This is a genomic window from Actinoplanes sp. GCM10030250 (assembly GCF_042666575.1).
Lineage (GTDB): Bacteria > Actinomycetota > Actinomycetes > Mycobacteriales > Micromonosporaceae > Actinoplanes.
Genome location: NZ_JBHTDO010000032.1, coordinates 60370 through 75868 on the forward strand (window position 1 = coordinate 60370; position 15499 = coordinate 75868).

General features: G+C 70.5%; 15 protein-coding genes. 9 read left to right on the top strand and 6 right to left on the bottom strand.

The annotated features are described in order from the left end of the window. The first annotated feature begins 3 nt into the window (after positions 1-3). The gene (gene eccB, locus ACFQV6_RS32745; protein WP_378031515.1) at positions 4-1344 is read left to right on the top strand and encodes a type VII secretion protein EccB; all 1341 of its coding nucleotides are present in this window, start codon (positions 4-6) and stop codon (positions 1342-1344) included. A gap of 748 nt (positions 1345-2092) precedes the next feature. On the opposite strand, the gene ACFQV6_RS32750 is transcribed toward eccB, so the two are convergent. After that, entirely contained in the window at positions 2093-2377 is a 285-nt protein-coding gene (locus ACFQV6_RS32750) for a WXG100 family type VII secretion target (RefSeq protein WP_378031516.1), read from the bottom strand. A gap of 10 nt (positions 2378-2387) precedes the next feature. Continuing rightward, on the bottom strand, positions 2388-2735 hold the full coding sequence (locus ACFQV6_RS32755; RefSeq protein WP_378031517.1) for a WXG100 family type VII secretion target: 348 nt from the start codon (positions 2733-2735) through the stop codon (positions 2388-2390). A 141-nt stretch (positions 2736-2876) separates the two neighbouring features. On the opposite strand from ACFQV6_RS32755, the gene ACFQV6_RS32760 reads away from it, so the two are divergent. Both ACFQV6_RS32760 and ACFQV6_RS32765 read left to right on the top strand, forming a co-directional pair. Next, positions 2877-3752 (top strand): hypothetical protein, encoded by an 876-nt coding sequence (locus ACFQV6_RS32760; protein ID WP_378031518.1) that lies wholly within the window; start codon positions 2877-2879, stop codon positions 3750-3752. Beyond that, positions 3745-5589 carry a hypothetical protein gene (locus ACFQV6_RS32765; RefSeq protein ID WP_378031519.1) on the top strand — a complete coding sequence of 615 codons (1845 nt, stop codon included), beginning with the start codon at positions 3745-3747 and terminating at the stop codon, positions 5587-5589. The genes ACFQV6_RS32760 and ACFQV6_RS32765 overlap by 8 nt, the downstream gene beginning before the upstream one ends. On the opposite strand, the gene ACFQV6_RS32770 is transcribed toward ACFQV6_RS32765, so the two are convergent. Continuing rightward, complete coding sequence (locus ACFQV6_RS32770) at positions 5586-5978, bottom strand: RDD family protein (RefSeq protein WP_378031520.1); 393 nt, start codon at positions 5976-5978, stop codon at positions 5586-5588. The two genes, ACFQV6_RS32765 and ACFQV6_RS32770, sit on opposite strands and share 4 nt — an antisense overlap. Before the next feature lie 190 nt (positions 5979-6168). Between ACFQV6_RS32770 and glnA the strand changes: the two genes are divergently transcribed. From glnA to ACFQV6_RS32795, 5 genes are all read left to right on the top strand, one after another. Next, complete coding sequence (gene glnA / locus ACFQV6_RS32775; protein ID WP_378031521.1) at positions 6169-7593, top strand: type I glutamate--ammonia ligase; 1425 nt, start codon at positions 6169-6171, stop codon at positions 7591-7593. A 196-nt stretch (positions 7594-7789) separates the two neighbouring features. Next, complete coding sequence (locus ACFQV6_RS32780) at positions 7790-8629, top strand: helix-turn-helix domain-containing protein (RefSeq protein ID WP_378031522.1); 840 nt, start codon at positions 7790-7792, stop codon at positions 8627-8629. 67 nt (positions 8630-8696) lie between these two features. After that, entirely contained in the window at positions 8697-9278 is a 582-nt protein-coding gene (locus ACFQV6_RS32785; protein WP_378031523.1) for a dihydrofolate reductase family protein, read from the top strand. Between the two features lie 109 nt (positions 9279-9387). Further along, positions 9388-9663: a hypothetical protein gene (locus tag ACFQV6_RS32790; protein ID WP_378031524.1), complete on the top strand. Its 276-nt coding sequence runs from the start codon at positions 9388-9390 to the stop codon at positions 9661-9663. Between the two features lie 7 nt (positions 9664-9670). Beyond that, positions 9671-9958 carry a hypothetical protein gene (locus ACFQV6_RS32795; RefSeq protein ID WP_378031525.1) on the top strand — a complete coding sequence of 96 codons (288 nt, stop codon included), beginning with the start codon at positions 9671-9673 and terminating at the stop codon, positions 9956-9958. Between the two features lie 4 nt (positions 9959-9962). Here the strand turns inward: ACFQV6_RS32795 and ACFQV6_RS32800 are convergent, their stop codons facing one another. Beyond that, positions 9963-10607: a YdcF family protein gene (locus ACFQV6_RS32800; protein WP_378031570.1), complete on the bottom strand. Its 645-nt coding sequence runs from the start codon at positions 10605-10607 to the stop codon at positions 9963-9965. A gap of 101 nt (positions 10608-10708) precedes the next feature. On the opposite strand from ACFQV6_RS32800, the gene ACFQV6_RS32805 reads away from it, so the two are divergent. Continuing rightward, entirely contained in the window at positions 10709-13849 is a 3141-nt protein-coding gene (locus tag ACFQV6_RS32805) for a BTAD domain-containing putative transcriptional regulator (protein WP_378031526.1), read from the top strand. On the opposite strand, the gene ACFQV6_RS32810 is transcribed toward ACFQV6_RS32805, so the two are convergent. Next, positions 13775-14536: an ABC transporter permease gene (locus ACFQV6_RS32810; RefSeq protein ID WP_378031527.1), complete on the bottom strand. Its 762-nt coding sequence runs from the start codon at positions 14534-14536 to the stop codon at positions 13775-13777. The genes ACFQV6_RS32805 and ACFQV6_RS32810 overlap by 75 nt on opposite strands. After that, the gene (locus tag ACFQV6_RS32815; protein WP_378031528.1) at positions 14533-15468 is read right to left on the bottom strand and encodes an ATP-binding cassette domain-containing protein; all 936 of its coding nucleotides are present in this window, start codon (positions 15466-15468) and stop codon (positions 14533-14535) included. The genes ACFQV6_RS32810 and ACFQV6_RS32815 overlap by 4 nt, the downstream gene beginning before the upstream one ends. Positions 15469-15499 lie beyond the last annotated feature (31 nt).

Below are 15499 nucleotides of genomic sequence, written 5' to 3' on the forward strand. Positions count from 1 at the left end.
CCGGTGACCTCACGGCGCGATCAGCTCCAGTCGTACCAGTTCAGGAACCAGCGCGTCATCTCCGCCTTCGTGATGCGCGAGACCGACCCGGCCCAGTCACCGCTGCGCCGCGGCATCGGCGCCCTCTTCGGCGGCCTGATGATCGCGGTCCTAGTCGCCGCCGGATTCGGCATCCACGGCCTGCTCACCGGCACCGGCGACAACCGCTGGCAATCCGAGGGCTCGGTCGTCGTCGAGCGCGAGACCGGAGCGAGCTTCGTCTACCTGGACGACAAGCTCATCCCCACCCTCAACTTCACCTCGGCGAAACTCGCCTCCGGCCGGCCCGACCCGCCCGTCTTCCGGATAGCCGCGAAAGACCTGACCGGCACCCCGCGCGGCGTCACCATCGGCATCGCCGGCGCCCCCGCCTCCCTGCCCGACGCCTCCCGCCAGGTCCGTCTGCCGTGGACGATCTGCACCGTCCCCGGCGACAACGCCACGTCGGTCCTGCTCGTCGCCTCCTCCGGCCCGGACGGCACCCCCCTGGCCGACCGCGGCCTCCTGGTCACCGACGGCGACCTCAACCACCTGGTGGTCCAGGGCCGCAAACACCGGATCCGCAACGCCCGCACCACGATCCCGGCCCTCTTCGGCGCCACCCAGCCCACCCGGGTCGGCGCCGCCTGGCTCACCACCCTGCCCTCCGGCACCGACATCGCTCCCATAGCCGTCGACGACCGGGGCGATCCCTCCGGCGCCGTCGACAACTCGGACAACGGCGACGTCCTGTTCACCGAGACCGGCAGCGGAAAGCAGTTCTACCTGGTCCTGGACGACGGCCTGGCCCCCATCACCCCGCTCCAGCAGGCAGTACTCCAGGCCGCCTTCCCCGCCGATCCCCAGCCCGTCTCCGTCAACGACGTGGCCCAGGCCCCCGAAAGCAAAGCCGTCCCCGCCGACAACGCTCCGCCCGCCGTCCCCCAGCTGGCCCCCTTGCCCCCCGCCCAGGCCACCTGCGCCACAACCACCACCCCCACCGACCCACCCACCCTCACCGTCGACGGCTCCCCCTCCACCTTCGCCAACGCCATCCCCACCACCGACCCCTCCGCCGCCGGTCCCTTGGCTGATGCCATCCAGGTCCCCGCCGGCACCTACTCCCTCCTCCGCACAGGCGACACCTTCCAACTCATCGCCGACCAAGCCCTCCGCCACCCCCTCCCCACCGCCGACGCCGTAGCCCTCCTCGGCTACCGCTCCACCGACGCCACAGAAATCCCCCCACCCCTCCTCGCCACGGTCCCCACCGGCGTAACCCTCGACCCAGCCGCCGCCCGCAGCCCCGCCGCCACCCCAAACTGATGAGCTCTCCCCTCCCCCAGCCGCCCCCCAGAGGGGCCCCCGGCCGCGAAACACCCCGCTGAGCGCCAGCCGAGCCAACCAGCTGGCGCACAGAGGTGCCCCCAGCCGCGAAACACCCCGCTCAACGCCAGCCGAGCCAACCAGCTGGCGCACAGAGGCGCCCCCAGCCGCGAAACACCCCGCTCAACGCCAGCCGAGCCAACCAGCTGGCGCACAGAGGCGCCCCCAGCCGCGAAACACCCCGCTCAACGCCAGCCGAGCCAACCAGCTGGCGCACAGAGGGGCCCCCGGCCGCGAAACACCCCGCTCAACGCCAGCCGAGCCAACCAGCTGGCGCCCAGAGGGGCCCCCGGCCGCGAAACACCCCGCTCAACGCCAGCCGAGCCAACCAGCTGGCGCCCAGAGGGGCCCCCGGCCGCGAAACACCCCGCTGAGCGCCAGCCGGGCGGACCGGCTGGCGCTCGGAGTGACCTTGCGGGTGGGGAAACAACGCTGACGGCCAGCTGGGCGAGAGAGCTGAGCGGGACGGCGAGCGGACAGCGGGTGCGAGAGCTGAGCGGGACGGCGAGCGGGACGCCGGGTGCGAGAGCTGAGCGGGACGGCGAGCGGGACGGCAGGTGCGAGAGCTGAGCGGGCCGGGGGTCAGGTCTCGTGGCAGCTCAGCCCGGCGGTGGCGGCACAAGCTCGAGTGGGCAGCAGCTCGCTGCGCGGGGGCGGAACTCTTCGTCGGTCGTACGAAACCTGGCTCTTACATCGTTGCGGCGATCTGCTGGTCGACCTGCTGCATGCGAGAGGCGGAGTCACTGAGGCGGACACCGACGCCGGCCAGGGCGGATTTGATCTCGGCGGCGCCCTGGTTCCACTTCTGGCGGGCCTCGTCGCAGGCGGTGCCGGCGGAACCGGTCCAGTCCTGGGCGAAGAGCTGGGTGAAGGCGGTGTAGAGGTCGCCGAGCTCGCGGTCCATCTGGTTCTGGAAGGTGTTGATCGCGGCCGAGACCTCGCTGATCTGGCCGAAGTCGTAGGTGATGTTCATGAGTTTCCCCTCAGCCGCGCAGGATGTTGACGACGGATTGGTCGAGGCCGGGTGCCGCTCCGGCGCGGATGGACTGTGCCGCCTCGTCGTCGTTCGCGCCGAAGGTGGAGGCGGCGGACGACATCTTGCCGCCCAGTTCGTCCAGGGCGCTCATGATCTTGCGGAGGCCCTCGTTGAGTTGTACCGAGACGTCCTGGAGGGCGTTGTTGGCGGTGCCCTGGAAGCCGGCGCCGCTGAGGGACTGGATCTGTCCCATCAGCCGGTTCGTGCCGGACGAGACGGTCTGCCCGGTCTCGCCGCACCGCTGCGCCATCGTGTTCAGCTGTTCCTGTGTGGCGTGCAACTGACCTGCTGCCATGGTCCTGCTCCCCAATTCCGGGTTGGCGGTCTATGACTCCCCGTACACCGGGTGTGCACAGTCGGTTCGAACCGGATTTCGGGGACGCGTGTACACATCGGCGTCAGTAACTTCCCGCCGGCGGAATCGGGTGTGATCGGGATGGACGCGGAGAATCCCTACGCGGAACAGACCTCGGCGAACACGAGCACACCGTGGCTCGACGACGGACCCGGTGTGGACGTCGACCTGGACGGGCTCACCGAATACGCGAGGCACATGGCGGATCAGCAGGCGGACATCGCGTCGCGGGCGCCGTATCTGGCTTCGCTGGGTGAGATGCCGGGGCAGGCGTGGCGGGGTGACGTGCTCGGCGAGGCGGACGCCGTCCGGGCCCAGTTGGTGGCGAACGCCGGTGAGTTGAGCGTCTACCTGGGCAAGCTCGGTGCGTCGCTGGGCGATGTCGGGCGTGCGGCACGGGCGATCGCTGAGCAGTATCGGTCTGGCGACGCGGTGGCGGCGGCCTCGCTGTCGGACGTGCTGAACGCCTTCGCACCCCGGCCGGCGCAACCGGCGCCCGCGGCTGACAGTCCTGAGTGGCGGGTCGGTGTGGTGACCCCGGTTTCCGCGCAACAGACCGTGGAGACGTCGGCCGGGCCGGGCGGCGAGCGGCGGGAGATCACGACGTTCACGGCGCCGGGCGGTGCCACGACGACCACGACCACGGTCATCGGCCGGGGCGGCGGGACGAGCACCACGCGCACGTCGGAGCGCACCGACGGGACGATCCGGATCACCACCGAGGAGACCTTCGGCGCGGACGGCACGCTCAATTCCACGACCGAGACCAGGCAGGGGTACGGCGAAACGACCGTCACCGAGATTGTCGACTCCGGAGGGCGCACCACGAGTCTGACGGAGGAGAAGGTGGATCCGGCGACCGGAGAGTCGACGACGAGCACCTACCGCCCGAGTGAGAGCGGGCTGCTCGAGGAGACGAACCGGGTACGGGTCGGTGCGCGGACCTCCGATGGGTGAGTACTGGGGCGCGACCGCCGATCCGAACTACGGCTACAGCCCGTACAGCGGTCAGGAGCACTACGGCAGCTACCCGCCGTCGCAGGTGCCGTTCACCGCGCCGCCCGGTCCGGGCAACCCGCTGACCGTCGAGATCGTGGCGCAGAAGATCCGGAACATGCACCCGGAGCAGATGGCCGCACTCGCCGACCAGTGGCAGAACGCGTGGACGTTCCTCGCCGGAATCCAGCATTTCGTGGTGCAGCAGAGCACTGTTCTGCAGGACGAGCACTGGAAGTCGCCGGAGGCGCGGGACGCGTTCTTGCGCAAGGGCCCGGGTGAGGCGCTCACCTATCTCGACGTGTGGATGGACGCGGTGCAACGGAACGTCACCGCGCTCCGGCATCTGGTTGGCATCAGCCTGGAGGCGCGCCGGGAGGTCGACGCGCTGGTCCAGCGGTACGAGCAGGAGATGCGCGCGGCTCGGGAGGTCGGGTTCCTGGAGAACCTGGGTTCGTTCCTGAGCAGTGGGGTCAGCTGGAACGCGGCCGCGCGAGAGGAGATCGCCGAGGATTCCACCGAGGTGGGTGAGCGGTTCCGGCGTGAGGCGCAGGCGCTGGCGATGAAGTACGGGGACCAGTACTTCGATTACATCGCCGTGGTCGCGAACGGGGTGGGCCCGCCGGTGCAGCCGTCGGGTGGGGTGCTGAGTGCGCCGGCGAATGCCGGGGCGGTGCCGCCGCAGTTCGTCCTCAATCCGGTGGGGAACAATTCTCCGATCCCCGGTCGGAAGGAACCGCCGAGCGGGGTCAAGCCGCCGGGCTCAATGCCGCCAGGCTCGGTACCGCCCGGCGCCGTTCCGCCTGGAGTCGTGCCTCCCGGTGTCGTGCCGCCTGGTGTCGTCGTGCCGCCTGGTGTCGTGCCGCCGGGGACTCTGCCGCCCGGTCAAGCTCTACCGCCTGGTCAGGTCCCGCCACCTGGTCAAGCGCTGCCGCCCGGTCAAGTCCTGCCACCTGGTCAAGCGCTGCCGCCCGGTCAGGTCCTGCCACCTGGTCAAGCGCTGCCGCCCGGGCAGGATCTGCCGCAGCCGGGGACGCTTCCACCAGGTGCCGCGGTTCCGGGAACTCCCGGGCCGAACGGCGGGTCGTCGATCATCCCGCCCTCGATCCTGCGGCCGCCGATCCCCGGGCAGATCAGCCGGTTCGGGCGCGACGGCGGAACTGTTCCGCCGCCCGGCAGCGCGCCGCCGCCGGGACGGTCGCTGCGCCGTCCCACCGGGGCGGGGTCCTCCGGCCGTCGCGAGCGAGCCGGCCGTGACAAGGCTCAGGCACCGGCCGGCCTGACGATCGTCCCGCCGGCGAGGACCGGCCGCGGCCTCACCGAGGCTCCGGAACTCGGTGCGGGAACGCGGACCGGGAAAGACGGTGAAGCAGCTCCGGCCGTACTCAAAAATCCAGCGACGAAGCGCGACCGGCGTCCCGGCAGTGAGGAAGAGCTGCGCTCGCCCGCCACTCAGCCTGTGCTCAATCGGTCGGCGCCCGCCCCGCAGCCTGTTCCGAATCGGCCAAAGCCGCGCACCGGAAGGCCCGCGTGGGACGACTGGTTCGGGGCCGAGGACGCTCGGGCGCGGGCCGGTTCCGGGCAGGTCGGCGCGCCGCAGCGGACCCAGCCGGACAGCGCGCCGCAGAGCCTGCGCAGCCGTGCGGCCACCCCCGATCAGCCCTCGCCCGAGCCGGAGAGACGCCGGCACGGTGGTGAGCAGGCACCGGAACGCGCCGACGGCGACATCGTCACCGATCAACAAGCGTTCGGGGTACGCACACCGGGTGGCGGAGTTGTCGGAAGGGAGGGCACCTAGCTCCGGGGAACCGAGGTGACGATCGAGCCGGCGATCCGGTCGTGCACGCCGCGGCCCTGACTGTTCAGGATCATCGCGGGCACGAAGAGGCCGAGCAGCGCGGCCCGGAGCAGACCGCGGCCGAGACCGAGCACGCCGCCGTCGGGGTAGGAGAGACAGCTGACGCGCATCACGCGCATCCCCGGCGTCTGCCCGAACAACCCGACGAAGAAGGTGTTCGCCAGGACCAGCACCACGACGGCCGGCCAGGCCACCTTGAACGGGCTGGCGTAGAGGCTCGCGATCAGCAGGCAGAGAAGCCAGTCGATCATCAGGGCGGCCAGCCGCGGACCGAACCCGGCGGGCTCCAGACCGGCCGGGACCAGGGATTCGTTCACGGAAGCAGCCACGTCTACCGAGCGTACGCGATAGTGTCCGTTGGTCGCCTCACGCTCTCGCCGCACACTGCCATCGCAGTGCGTAACACGGCGGAAACAATAGGGATACGCCCAGGCAACTCCGTACCCATAACGTCGCGACCAGCCTTGCCAGGTGGCGGCCTGTGCCGCCCGGTATCGGAAAACTGTGCCAGGAGGACGTGTGTTCGCCAATCCCGAGGAACTCCTGCGATACCTCAAAGACGAGGACGTCAAGTTCGTCGACGTACGTTTCTGTGACCTCCCGGGTGTGATGCAGCACTTCAACATCCCGGTCGAGTCGTTCGACGACAGTGTGGTGACCGACGGCCTCGCCTTCGACGGGTCCTCGATCCGCGGCTTCCAGGCCATCCACGAATCCGACATGATGCTGCTCCCGGACGTCGCGACAGCGTTCGTCGACCCGTTCCGGATCCAGAAGACGCTCGCCCTGAACTTCTTCATCCACGACCCGTTCACCCGCGAGGCCTACTCGCGCGACCCGCGGAACGTGGCCAAGAAGGCCGAGGCGTACCTGGCCTCCAGCGGCATCGCCGACACCGCGTACTTCGGCGCCGAGGCCGAGTTCTACATCTTCGACTCGATCCGTCACGAGACGTCCGCCCACCAGGCGTTCTACTACATCGACTCGATCGAGGGCGCCTGGAACTCCGGCCGGGAGGAAGCGGGCGGCAACCTCGGCTACAAGACCACCTTCAAGGGTGGCTACTTCCCCGTCTCGCCGGTCGACCACTACTCCGACCTGCGCGACACCATGGTCCGCCAGCTGATCGACACCGGCTTCACCGTCGAGCGCTCGCACCACGAGGTCGGCACCGCGGGCCAGGCTGAGATCAACTACAAGTTCTCGACCCTGCTGCACGCCGGCGACCAGATGCAGCTGTTCAAGTACATCATCAAGAACACCGCCCGCGCCGCCGGCAAGACCGTCACCTTCATGCCGAAGCCGCTCTTCGGTGACAACGGCTCCGGCATGCACACCCACCAGAGCCTCTGGCTGGGCGGCGAGCCGCTGTTCTACGACGAGACCGGTTACGCCGGACTGTCCGACATGGCCCGCTGGTACATCGGTGGTCTCCTGCACCACGCGCCGTCGCTGCTCGCGTTCACCAACCCGACCGTCAACTCGTTCCGGCGCCTGGTGCCCGGCTACGAGGCCCCGGTCAACCTGGTCTACTCGCAGCGCAACCGCTCCGCCTGCACCCGCATCCCGGTGACCGGCAGCAACCCGAAGGCCAAGCGCGTCGAGTTCCGCGTGCCGGACCCGTCGGGCAACCCGTACCTGTCGTTCTCGGCCCAGATGATGGCCGGCCTCGACGGCATCAAGAACAAGATCGAGCCCCCGGCCCCGATCGACAAGGACCTGTACGACCTCCCGCCGGAGGAGTGGGGCAGCGTCAAGCAGGTCCCCGCCTCCCTCGACGGCGTCCTCAACTCCCTCGAGGCCGACCACGAGTACCTCACCGCCGGCGGCGTCTTCACCGACGACCTGATCTCCACCTGGATCGACTACAAGCGCACCAACGAGGTGGACCCGGTCCGCCTGCGCCCCACTCCGCACGAGTTCGAGATGTACTACAACGTCTGACCCGTACTCCACCGCTGACGGCGGTCATGCCCGGTTTCGGCCCGGCATGACCGCCGTTTCGCTTGTCCCAGCCGTAGCCGCCCGTGCGTGGGTTCGGGCTCCGGGGTTTCCTGCGCCAGTGCCAGCCGGGGAGGGATGCCGGCGGCGGGGCCGTCCCGGCGCGCGAGGCCGGCGGGGCGTCGGCGATGCTGTGGGTGTGGAGTACGTGTCCAGAGTGCCGCGACCGCCGCTGGACGGGCTGATCGACGACCTTTACTACCTGGAGGGTGCGCCGCCGTACGCCCGGCTGACGCTGCCGGCGAGTCCGGCGGCGTTGCTCATCGTCAACCTCGGGGCGCCGTTCCGGATCCGCGGCGGCGGCGACATCGAGACGGCCGAGTACGCCGACGGCTGCGTGGTCACCACGCCCAGTCGCGCCTTCGAGTTCGGCTATCCGCCGGAGACCCGGTCCGTCGGCGTGCACTTCAAGCCGTGGGGGCCGGCGCCCTTCCTGCCCATGCCCGCGGCCGAGCTGTGTGACCGGCCGGTGACGCTGGAACAGGCCTGGGGCCGGCCCGCCGTCGCCGAGCTGCGGGACCGGCTGGCCACGGCGGACGGACCGCAGGAGATGCTGACGCTGCTCGAGGAGGAGCTGATGCGACGGCTGTGCGAGACCGCCGGTCTGGGGCTGGTCCGCCGCACGAGCAGCGTCATCGCGGCGACGAGCGGGGCGGTGGCGATCGGCGACCTGCGGGTGGCAGCCGGTGTCAGCAGCACTCATCTGGCACAGCGGTTCAAGGAGCTCATCGGCGTCACGCCGAAGCAGCTGGCCCGCAGTTATCGCTTCACCGCTACCGCGTTCGCGATCGACCCCGCCGGACCGATCGACTGGGGCGACCTCGCCAGCGGCGCGGGCTACTTCGACCAGGCCCACTTCGGCCACGAGTTCCGGGCGTTCACCGGGCTCACGCCGACCCGGTACGTCGAAGTCCGGCGGCGGTTCCTGCGCGAACATCCGGGCCACACCCTGGACGGCTGGCCGCTGCCGTCCGATTGATTTCTTACAAGAACACCGGCTCACGAAACGCTAACTTGAGGGGCAACCCAGAGCAGAGGAGAGCCCCGTGGGCAAGGTGATCATGTACGCCTCGGTGTCGGTGGACGGCTTCATCGCGGACGAGAACGACCAGCCCGGACCGCTGTTCGATTGGTTGACCAGCGGTGACGTCCCGTTGGACGAGAGTGGCATGTTGAAGGTGTCGCAGACGTCCTACGACTACACCCGGCCGTACTGGGACCAGATCGGGGTGACGATCGCCGGCCGCCACGTCTTCGACCTGACGGACGGCTGGGACGGGAAGCCTCCGAGCGGGATCGACCACGTTGTCGTCGTGACTCACCGGCCAGCGCCGGAGGGCTGGGACCCCGGGGCGCCGTTCCACTTCGTCGACGGCGTCGAGGCAGCCGTGGCCAAGGCGCGGGAGCTTGCGGGTGACCGCGTGGTCGAGGTCGCCGCCGGCGACGTCGGTGGCCAGGCACTTGCCGCGGGCCTGGTCGACGAGGTGCGCATGGACGTCGCACCCGTCGTGTTCGGGTCCGGCAAGCGCTACTTCGGGTCGGTCGACGCGCAGCACCTGCTGGAGGATCCTGATGTGGCGCTTCCGGGCAACCGGGTGCTTCACCTGCGCTATCGGGTGCGCCGCTGACCGATCTGAGCGTTACGCGAGGAAGCGCACGCACGTAATCAAGCCAATGCGAAGCGCTTCACCTTCACGAGGGACGCGCCCGCGCCCTTCGGGGGTTAGCGTTTCGTCAATGCGATACGAGATGCGCATGAAGCCGGAGTTCGCCCGCGAGTACACCAGGGAGCGGGTAGTCGGCGCTCCCTTCCGCTATCCGATGGGCGGCCGGTCACTGTCCTCCGGCGTCGTCGTCGGCTGGGCCGACGAACCGGACGGCTCCGTCACCCTGACCGTGGAACAGAAGGCCGTGGAACAGAAGGCCGTGGAACAGAAGGCCGTGGAACAGAAGGCCCTGGAACAGAAGACCGCGGAACAGAAGGAGCCCGGACCGGCACAGGCCGGGCCATGATGGAGGGATGCGACGTACCTTGACCGCGGCCGCTGCCGGGCTGCTCCTCGTCCTCGGCGTCGGTGGTGTGATCGTCTTCCTCACCGGAGAGGGCCTGGACCGGGCCGAGAAGTGGGTGTCGATCAGCGTGGGAGTCATCTCGCTGCTGCTCGGCGCGTTCAGCGCGGTGCTGGCCTGGCGCAGCTGGAAACAGCAGTCCCCGGCGGCCACCCCGGCGGCCGGCGTGCAAGTCACCGACTCGCAGGGTGTGCAGATCGGCGACCACGGCACCCAGCACAACAGGTTCGGGAAATAGCGACTCAGTGGTAGCCACGCCGGCCCAGCGCACGAGCCACCCGCCACATGGTCTCCACGCGCCGGGTCGCGGTTCTGATCGCGCGCTCCGGATCAGCCAGCAGCCGCAGGCTGATCAGGTTGCTCATCGCGCCGGCGATCGGGTGCTCCGGCCGCGGTTCCGGCTCGGGAACGACGACGCCCAGGTAGGGGCGGCGTAGCGCGCGCGGGGCGATCACTGTCAGGATGCGGCGCAGGTGGGCGCGCTGGGCGACGATCGCCACCGGCCGGTTGTCGCCGAAGTGGCCCTCGTGCTCGGCGCGGAGCAGGTTCGTCACGGTGTCGACGGAGTGCCGTTCGACCCGGATGATCTCGTCCGGTACGCCGGCCGCGACCAGCCAGGAGCGCATCAGATCGGCTTCCGGTACGCCGTGGAAGACCTCGCCGGACAGCGGCCACGGGTCGCCCTTGCGGTCGATCGGTGACTTGTAACCGGAGCAGACCAGGACGCCGGGCAGGCCGGAGTGGTGCAGTTCGGCCGCCACCCGGCAGCGTTCGACACCGCCGGGGTTGAGGCCTGTCGCGTCGGCGTTCCGGCCGTGACCGGGCACCAGAACGTGGGCGACCTCGCTGAGCGTCAGCCCGGCCGTCCCGTCCAGCACCTCGAACATCACCAGCGAAGTCTGCCAAACGAGAACCGGCACAGGCGAAAGACCGGGGACCGCGGGCCGGCGAAAACAACGGGGTTGCGAGGCACGGCAGAATCGAACACGTGGAGATCGCGCTGCTGGGACCGGTGGAGCTGCGTACCGGCACCGGTGAGCACCTGCCCGTGGCGGGCGCGCGTCTGCGTACCCTCGTGGTTCTTCTCGCCCTCGACGCCGGGCGCACCGTCTCCGCGGACCGGTTGATCGACGGGGTCTGGGGTGACGCGCCGCCCGCAGCTGCCGGAAACGCGCTCCAAGCCCTCGTCTCCCGGCTTCGGCGCACCGCGCCGGAGCTGCTCGTCGAAGCCACACCGACCGGATATCGCCTGGTCACCGATCCGGACCGGGTGGACGCGCACCGATTCACCAAGCTTGCCGCGGGTGCGCCCGGACAGGCACTGGCGCTGTGGCGCGGCGACCTGGAGTTCCCCGAGGTGGCCGCGGCCGAGGCGGTGCGGCTGACCGAGTTGCGACGGGCGGCGCAGCGGGACTGGCTGGCCGGTGAGATGGCTCACCGGGACGTGGTGCCCGAGCTGGAGGCGCTCGTCGCGGCGCATCCGCTGGACGAGACCCTGATCGCGCTGCTGATCCGGGCGTTGCGGCGGGCCGGCAATCCGGCGCGGGCCCTGGAGGTCTTCGAGGTGGCCCGGAGCCGCCTGGCCGATCAGCTGGGCGCGGATCCGTCGGCCGAGCTCGTGGAGCTGCACCTGGAGCTGCTCAGGAGCGAGCGGGGAACGGCGCCGCGCGGCAATCTGCCGGCCGAGGTGAGCAGCTTCGTCGGCCGGGACGCCGACGTGCGCCGGGTGCGCGAGCTGGTCGGCGGGCATCGGCTGGTCACCCTGATCGGTCCGGGCGGCAGCGGGAAGACCAGGCTGTCCGTCGAGGTGGGCGCCCGGCTGCCGGGTGAGGTGTGGCGGGTGGAGCTGGCTCCGGTACGCGACGCGGCTGAAGTTCCTCAAGCGGTGCTGACGGCGCTGAACCTTCGTGGTCAGGTGACGCTCACCCGCCCCGGTGGAGGCGCCGTTGTCGAGTCGCTGCCCCCTCTGGTACGCCTGCGCGACGCCCTCGCCGGCCGGGAGATGCTGCTGGTCCTGGACAACTGCGAGCACCTGATCGACGCCGCGGCCGTGGTGGCCGACGTGCTGCTCCGCTTCTCACCCGGCGTGCGCCTGATCGCGACCAGCCGGGAGCCGCTGGGTATCCCGGGTGAGCTGCTGTTCCCGGTGGAGCCGCTGGCCCTGCCGCCGGTGGGGGCCGACGTGAGCACGGCGGCCGGGTTCCCGGCGGTCCGGCTGCTGCTCGACCGCGCCTCCGGCTTCGAGCTGACCGGGGAGACCACGGAACCGGTGATCCGCGTCTGCCGGGCGCTGGACGGGATGCCGCTGGCCATCGAGTTGGCGGCGGCTCGTCTGCGTACGCTTCCCGTCACGGTCCTCGCCGACCGCCTGGCCGACCGCTTCCGCCTGCTGACCGGCGGTAGCCGGACCACGCTTCCCCGGCACCAGACGCTGCGCGCGATGGTGGACTGGAGCTGGGACCTGCTCACCGAGCCGGAGCAACAGTTGTGGCGCCGGCTGGCGGCACTTCCCGGCGGTGCCGAGGTGACCGCCGTCGAGGAGGTCTGCGGTGCCGGGCTGGACGTGATCGGCGCGCTGGTCGACAAGTCGCTCGTGGTGCTGGGCCGCGACGGCCGCTACCGGATGCTGGAGACGATCCGGGAGTACGGCCTGGAGCGCCTGGACGAGGCCGGCGAGACCGCGTTGATGCGCACGGCGCTCGCCACCCACCTGCTCGCCCTGATCCGCACGGCCGAGCCGCGCCTGCGCGGTGCCGGGCAACTGGAGTGGCTGCGTCGGCTGGGCGAGGAGCACGACAACCTGCATGCCGCGGTCCGGGACGCGATCACCGCGGGTGACCGGGAGACCGCGGTCTCGCTGGTGGCCAACCTGGGCTGGTACTGGTGGTTGCGCGGGCACCGCACCGAGGGCTCGGAGCTCTGTGTCGAGGTGCTGGCCATGAGCGGGCCGCAGGTCCGGGCCGAAACGGAGCCGAGGTACGTGGCGGAGCTGGCTCTGGCGTACGTGTTCTCGGCGCTCAACGGTGTCGAGGGGCCGATGCAGTTCAGCGAGGTCAAGGCGGCGTTCTGGGAGGCTGAACGGCTCGCCGAGGGGGTGCGTGACCACCATCCGGTGCTGCGCCTGCTCACCCCGCTGGCGATGATCTACTCCGGGATGGTGAACGCCGGCGCGTTCGGCGGGGCGGAGTCGCTCGACGCCGATCCGGACCCGTGGCTGCGCGCCGTCGCCAGGATGTTCATCGGCCAGGTCCGGCTCAACCTCGGTGAGCCGGCCGAGGCCGAGGCCGATCTGCGCGCCGCCCTGGCCGGGTTCCGGACGATCGGGGAACGCTGGGGCATCGGCTTCACGCTCAGCGCGCTGGCCGACCTGACCGCCGCGCGCGGTGACTTCGCCCTGGCCCTGGGCTGGCAGCGGGAGGCGCTGGCGCTGGTCGAGGAGGTCGGTCTGCAGGAGGACCTGCCGCAGCTGACCGTGAAGATGGCGTGTCAGCTGTGGCTGGCCGGCGACCGCGAGGAAGCCCACCGGATGCTCGAGCTGGCCCGGCGGTACGCGCGCGGCATCGGCATTCCCGAGGTGATGGCTTCCGTGCACCACGGTCATGCCACGATCGCCAGGGCCGAGGGCGACCTGGCGGCTGCTCGCGAGCACAACGAGGAGGCTGCCCGCCTGATCGAGGGCTCCACGTTCGCGCCCCAGTTCCGGGCCATCACCCACAGCACCCGGGCGCTCATCGCGGGGGCCGCCGGTGACCTGGCGCTCGCTCGCAAGCAGCACCGGGAGGCGATGCGGCTCGCGGCCGAGGTCCAGGACTCGCCGGTGATCGCCCAGGTGATGGTGGGCATGGCCGACCTCGCCCTGCGCGAGGGGGATCCGGCGCGGGCGGCGTACCTGCTGGGTGCGGCGGAGTCGGTGCGAGGGTCGGTGGACCGGACGATCAGTGACGCCGAGCGGATCACGCGCGAGGCCCGCGGCGCACTGGGCGACGCGGGCTTCGACGCGGCCTTCCGGCGGGGCGACGGGGTCACCATGACGAGCGCGCTCGCCGCCTCCGGCTCAGACGCGGCGGCGGAAGGCGCGGACGGAGAGTGGCGCGAAGATGCCGAGCAGGACGGCGGCCCAGATCAGTGACCGGGTGACCGGCGCGGCGACCGGGCCGCCGGTGAGCAGGCCACGGACGGCGTCGGCGAGGATCGACACCGGGTTGACCTTGACGAACGCCTGGAGCCAGCCGGGCATCGTCTCGACCGGCGCGAACGCGTTGCTCGCGAAGGTCAGCGGGAACATCAGCACGAAGCCGAAGATCTGTACCTTCTCCGGCGCGCTGGCGATCATCGCGACCAGGACCGGCAGCCACGAGGTGGCGAAGCCGAAGAGCAGGAGCAGGCCGAACGTGGCGAGCACCTCGAGCGGGCCGGTGGTGATCCGGAATCCGAGCAGGGTTCCGACCGCCAGGAGCAGCACGATCGCCCAGGCCTGCTTGATCAGGTCGGCGACGATGCGGCCGGAGAGCGGCGCCCAGCGGGAGATCGGCAACGACCGGAGCCGGTCGAAGACGCCCTTGCTGATGTCGGTGTTGAGGCCGACGCCGGTGTTGAGCGTGGAGAACAGCATGTTCTGCACGATGATCCCGGCCAAGCCGAACGCCAGGTACTCACCCGGCGAGCCGGCGATGGCGCCGCCGAAGACGTACGTGAAGAGCAGCAGGAAGATCACCGGCTGGAAGCTGAAGTCCATCAGCTCGAACGGATTGTGCTTGAGCTGAACCAGGGTCCGCCAGGCCAGAGTCCCGGTGTTGCGCAAGACCATCGTGCTCATGCCACCACTCCCGTCAGGCTCAGGAAAACCTCGTCGAGGCTCGGGCTGCGCAGCGCTAGTTCGGCCACGGTCAGCCCGGCGTCGTCCAGCCGGCGGACCAGGTGGGTGAGGGCACCCGGGTCGGCAACCGGGGCGACGACGAGGTCACCGCGTACGTCGACCTCGCCCGCGGCGATCTGCCGGACCACGGCGGTGACCTTCTCCAGGTCTTCCGGCGCCGCCGGTCGTACGGTCACGGTCTGCGCGCCGGTGCGCGCCTTGAGCTGCTCGGGGCTGCCGGTGGCGATGACCCGCCCGTGGTCGATCACGACGATCTCGTCGGCGACCCGGTCCGCCTCGTCCAGGTACTGGGTGGTGAGCAGCACCGTCACACCGTCGCTGACCAGGTCGCGGACGATGTCCCACACCTCGTTGCGGCTGCGCGGATCGAGGCCGGTGGTGGGTTCGTCGAGGAAGAGCAGGCGCGGGTTGCCGACCAGGCTCGCGGCCAGGTCGAGGCGGCGCCGCATGCCACCGGAGTACTTGCCGGCGGCCCGGTCGGCGGCGTCCAGCAGGTCGAAACGCGCCAGCAACTCCCTGGCGCGGGCCCGGGAGTCCGGGCGGGAGAGCCCCAGCAACCGGCCGATCATGATCAGGTTCTCGGTGCCGTTCAGGGTCTCGTCGACGGAGGCGTACTGGCCGGTGAGCCCGATCAGCGTACGGACCTGGTGTGACTGGCGGACGACGTCGAACCCGCCGACGGTGGCGTGCCCGGCGTCGGGGCGGATCAGGGTGGAGAGCACCCGGACCGCTGTGGTCTTGCCGGCCCCGTTCGGGCCGAGCAGCCCGAGCACCGTACCGGTGCGAACGGCCAGGTCGACGCCGGACAGCGCCGTGGTGTCGCCGAAGCGTTTCACCAGGCCCTCGGCGACGATCGCATGTGTGGTGTCCATGCGGACACCATGGCGGCGGCCGCTGACACAG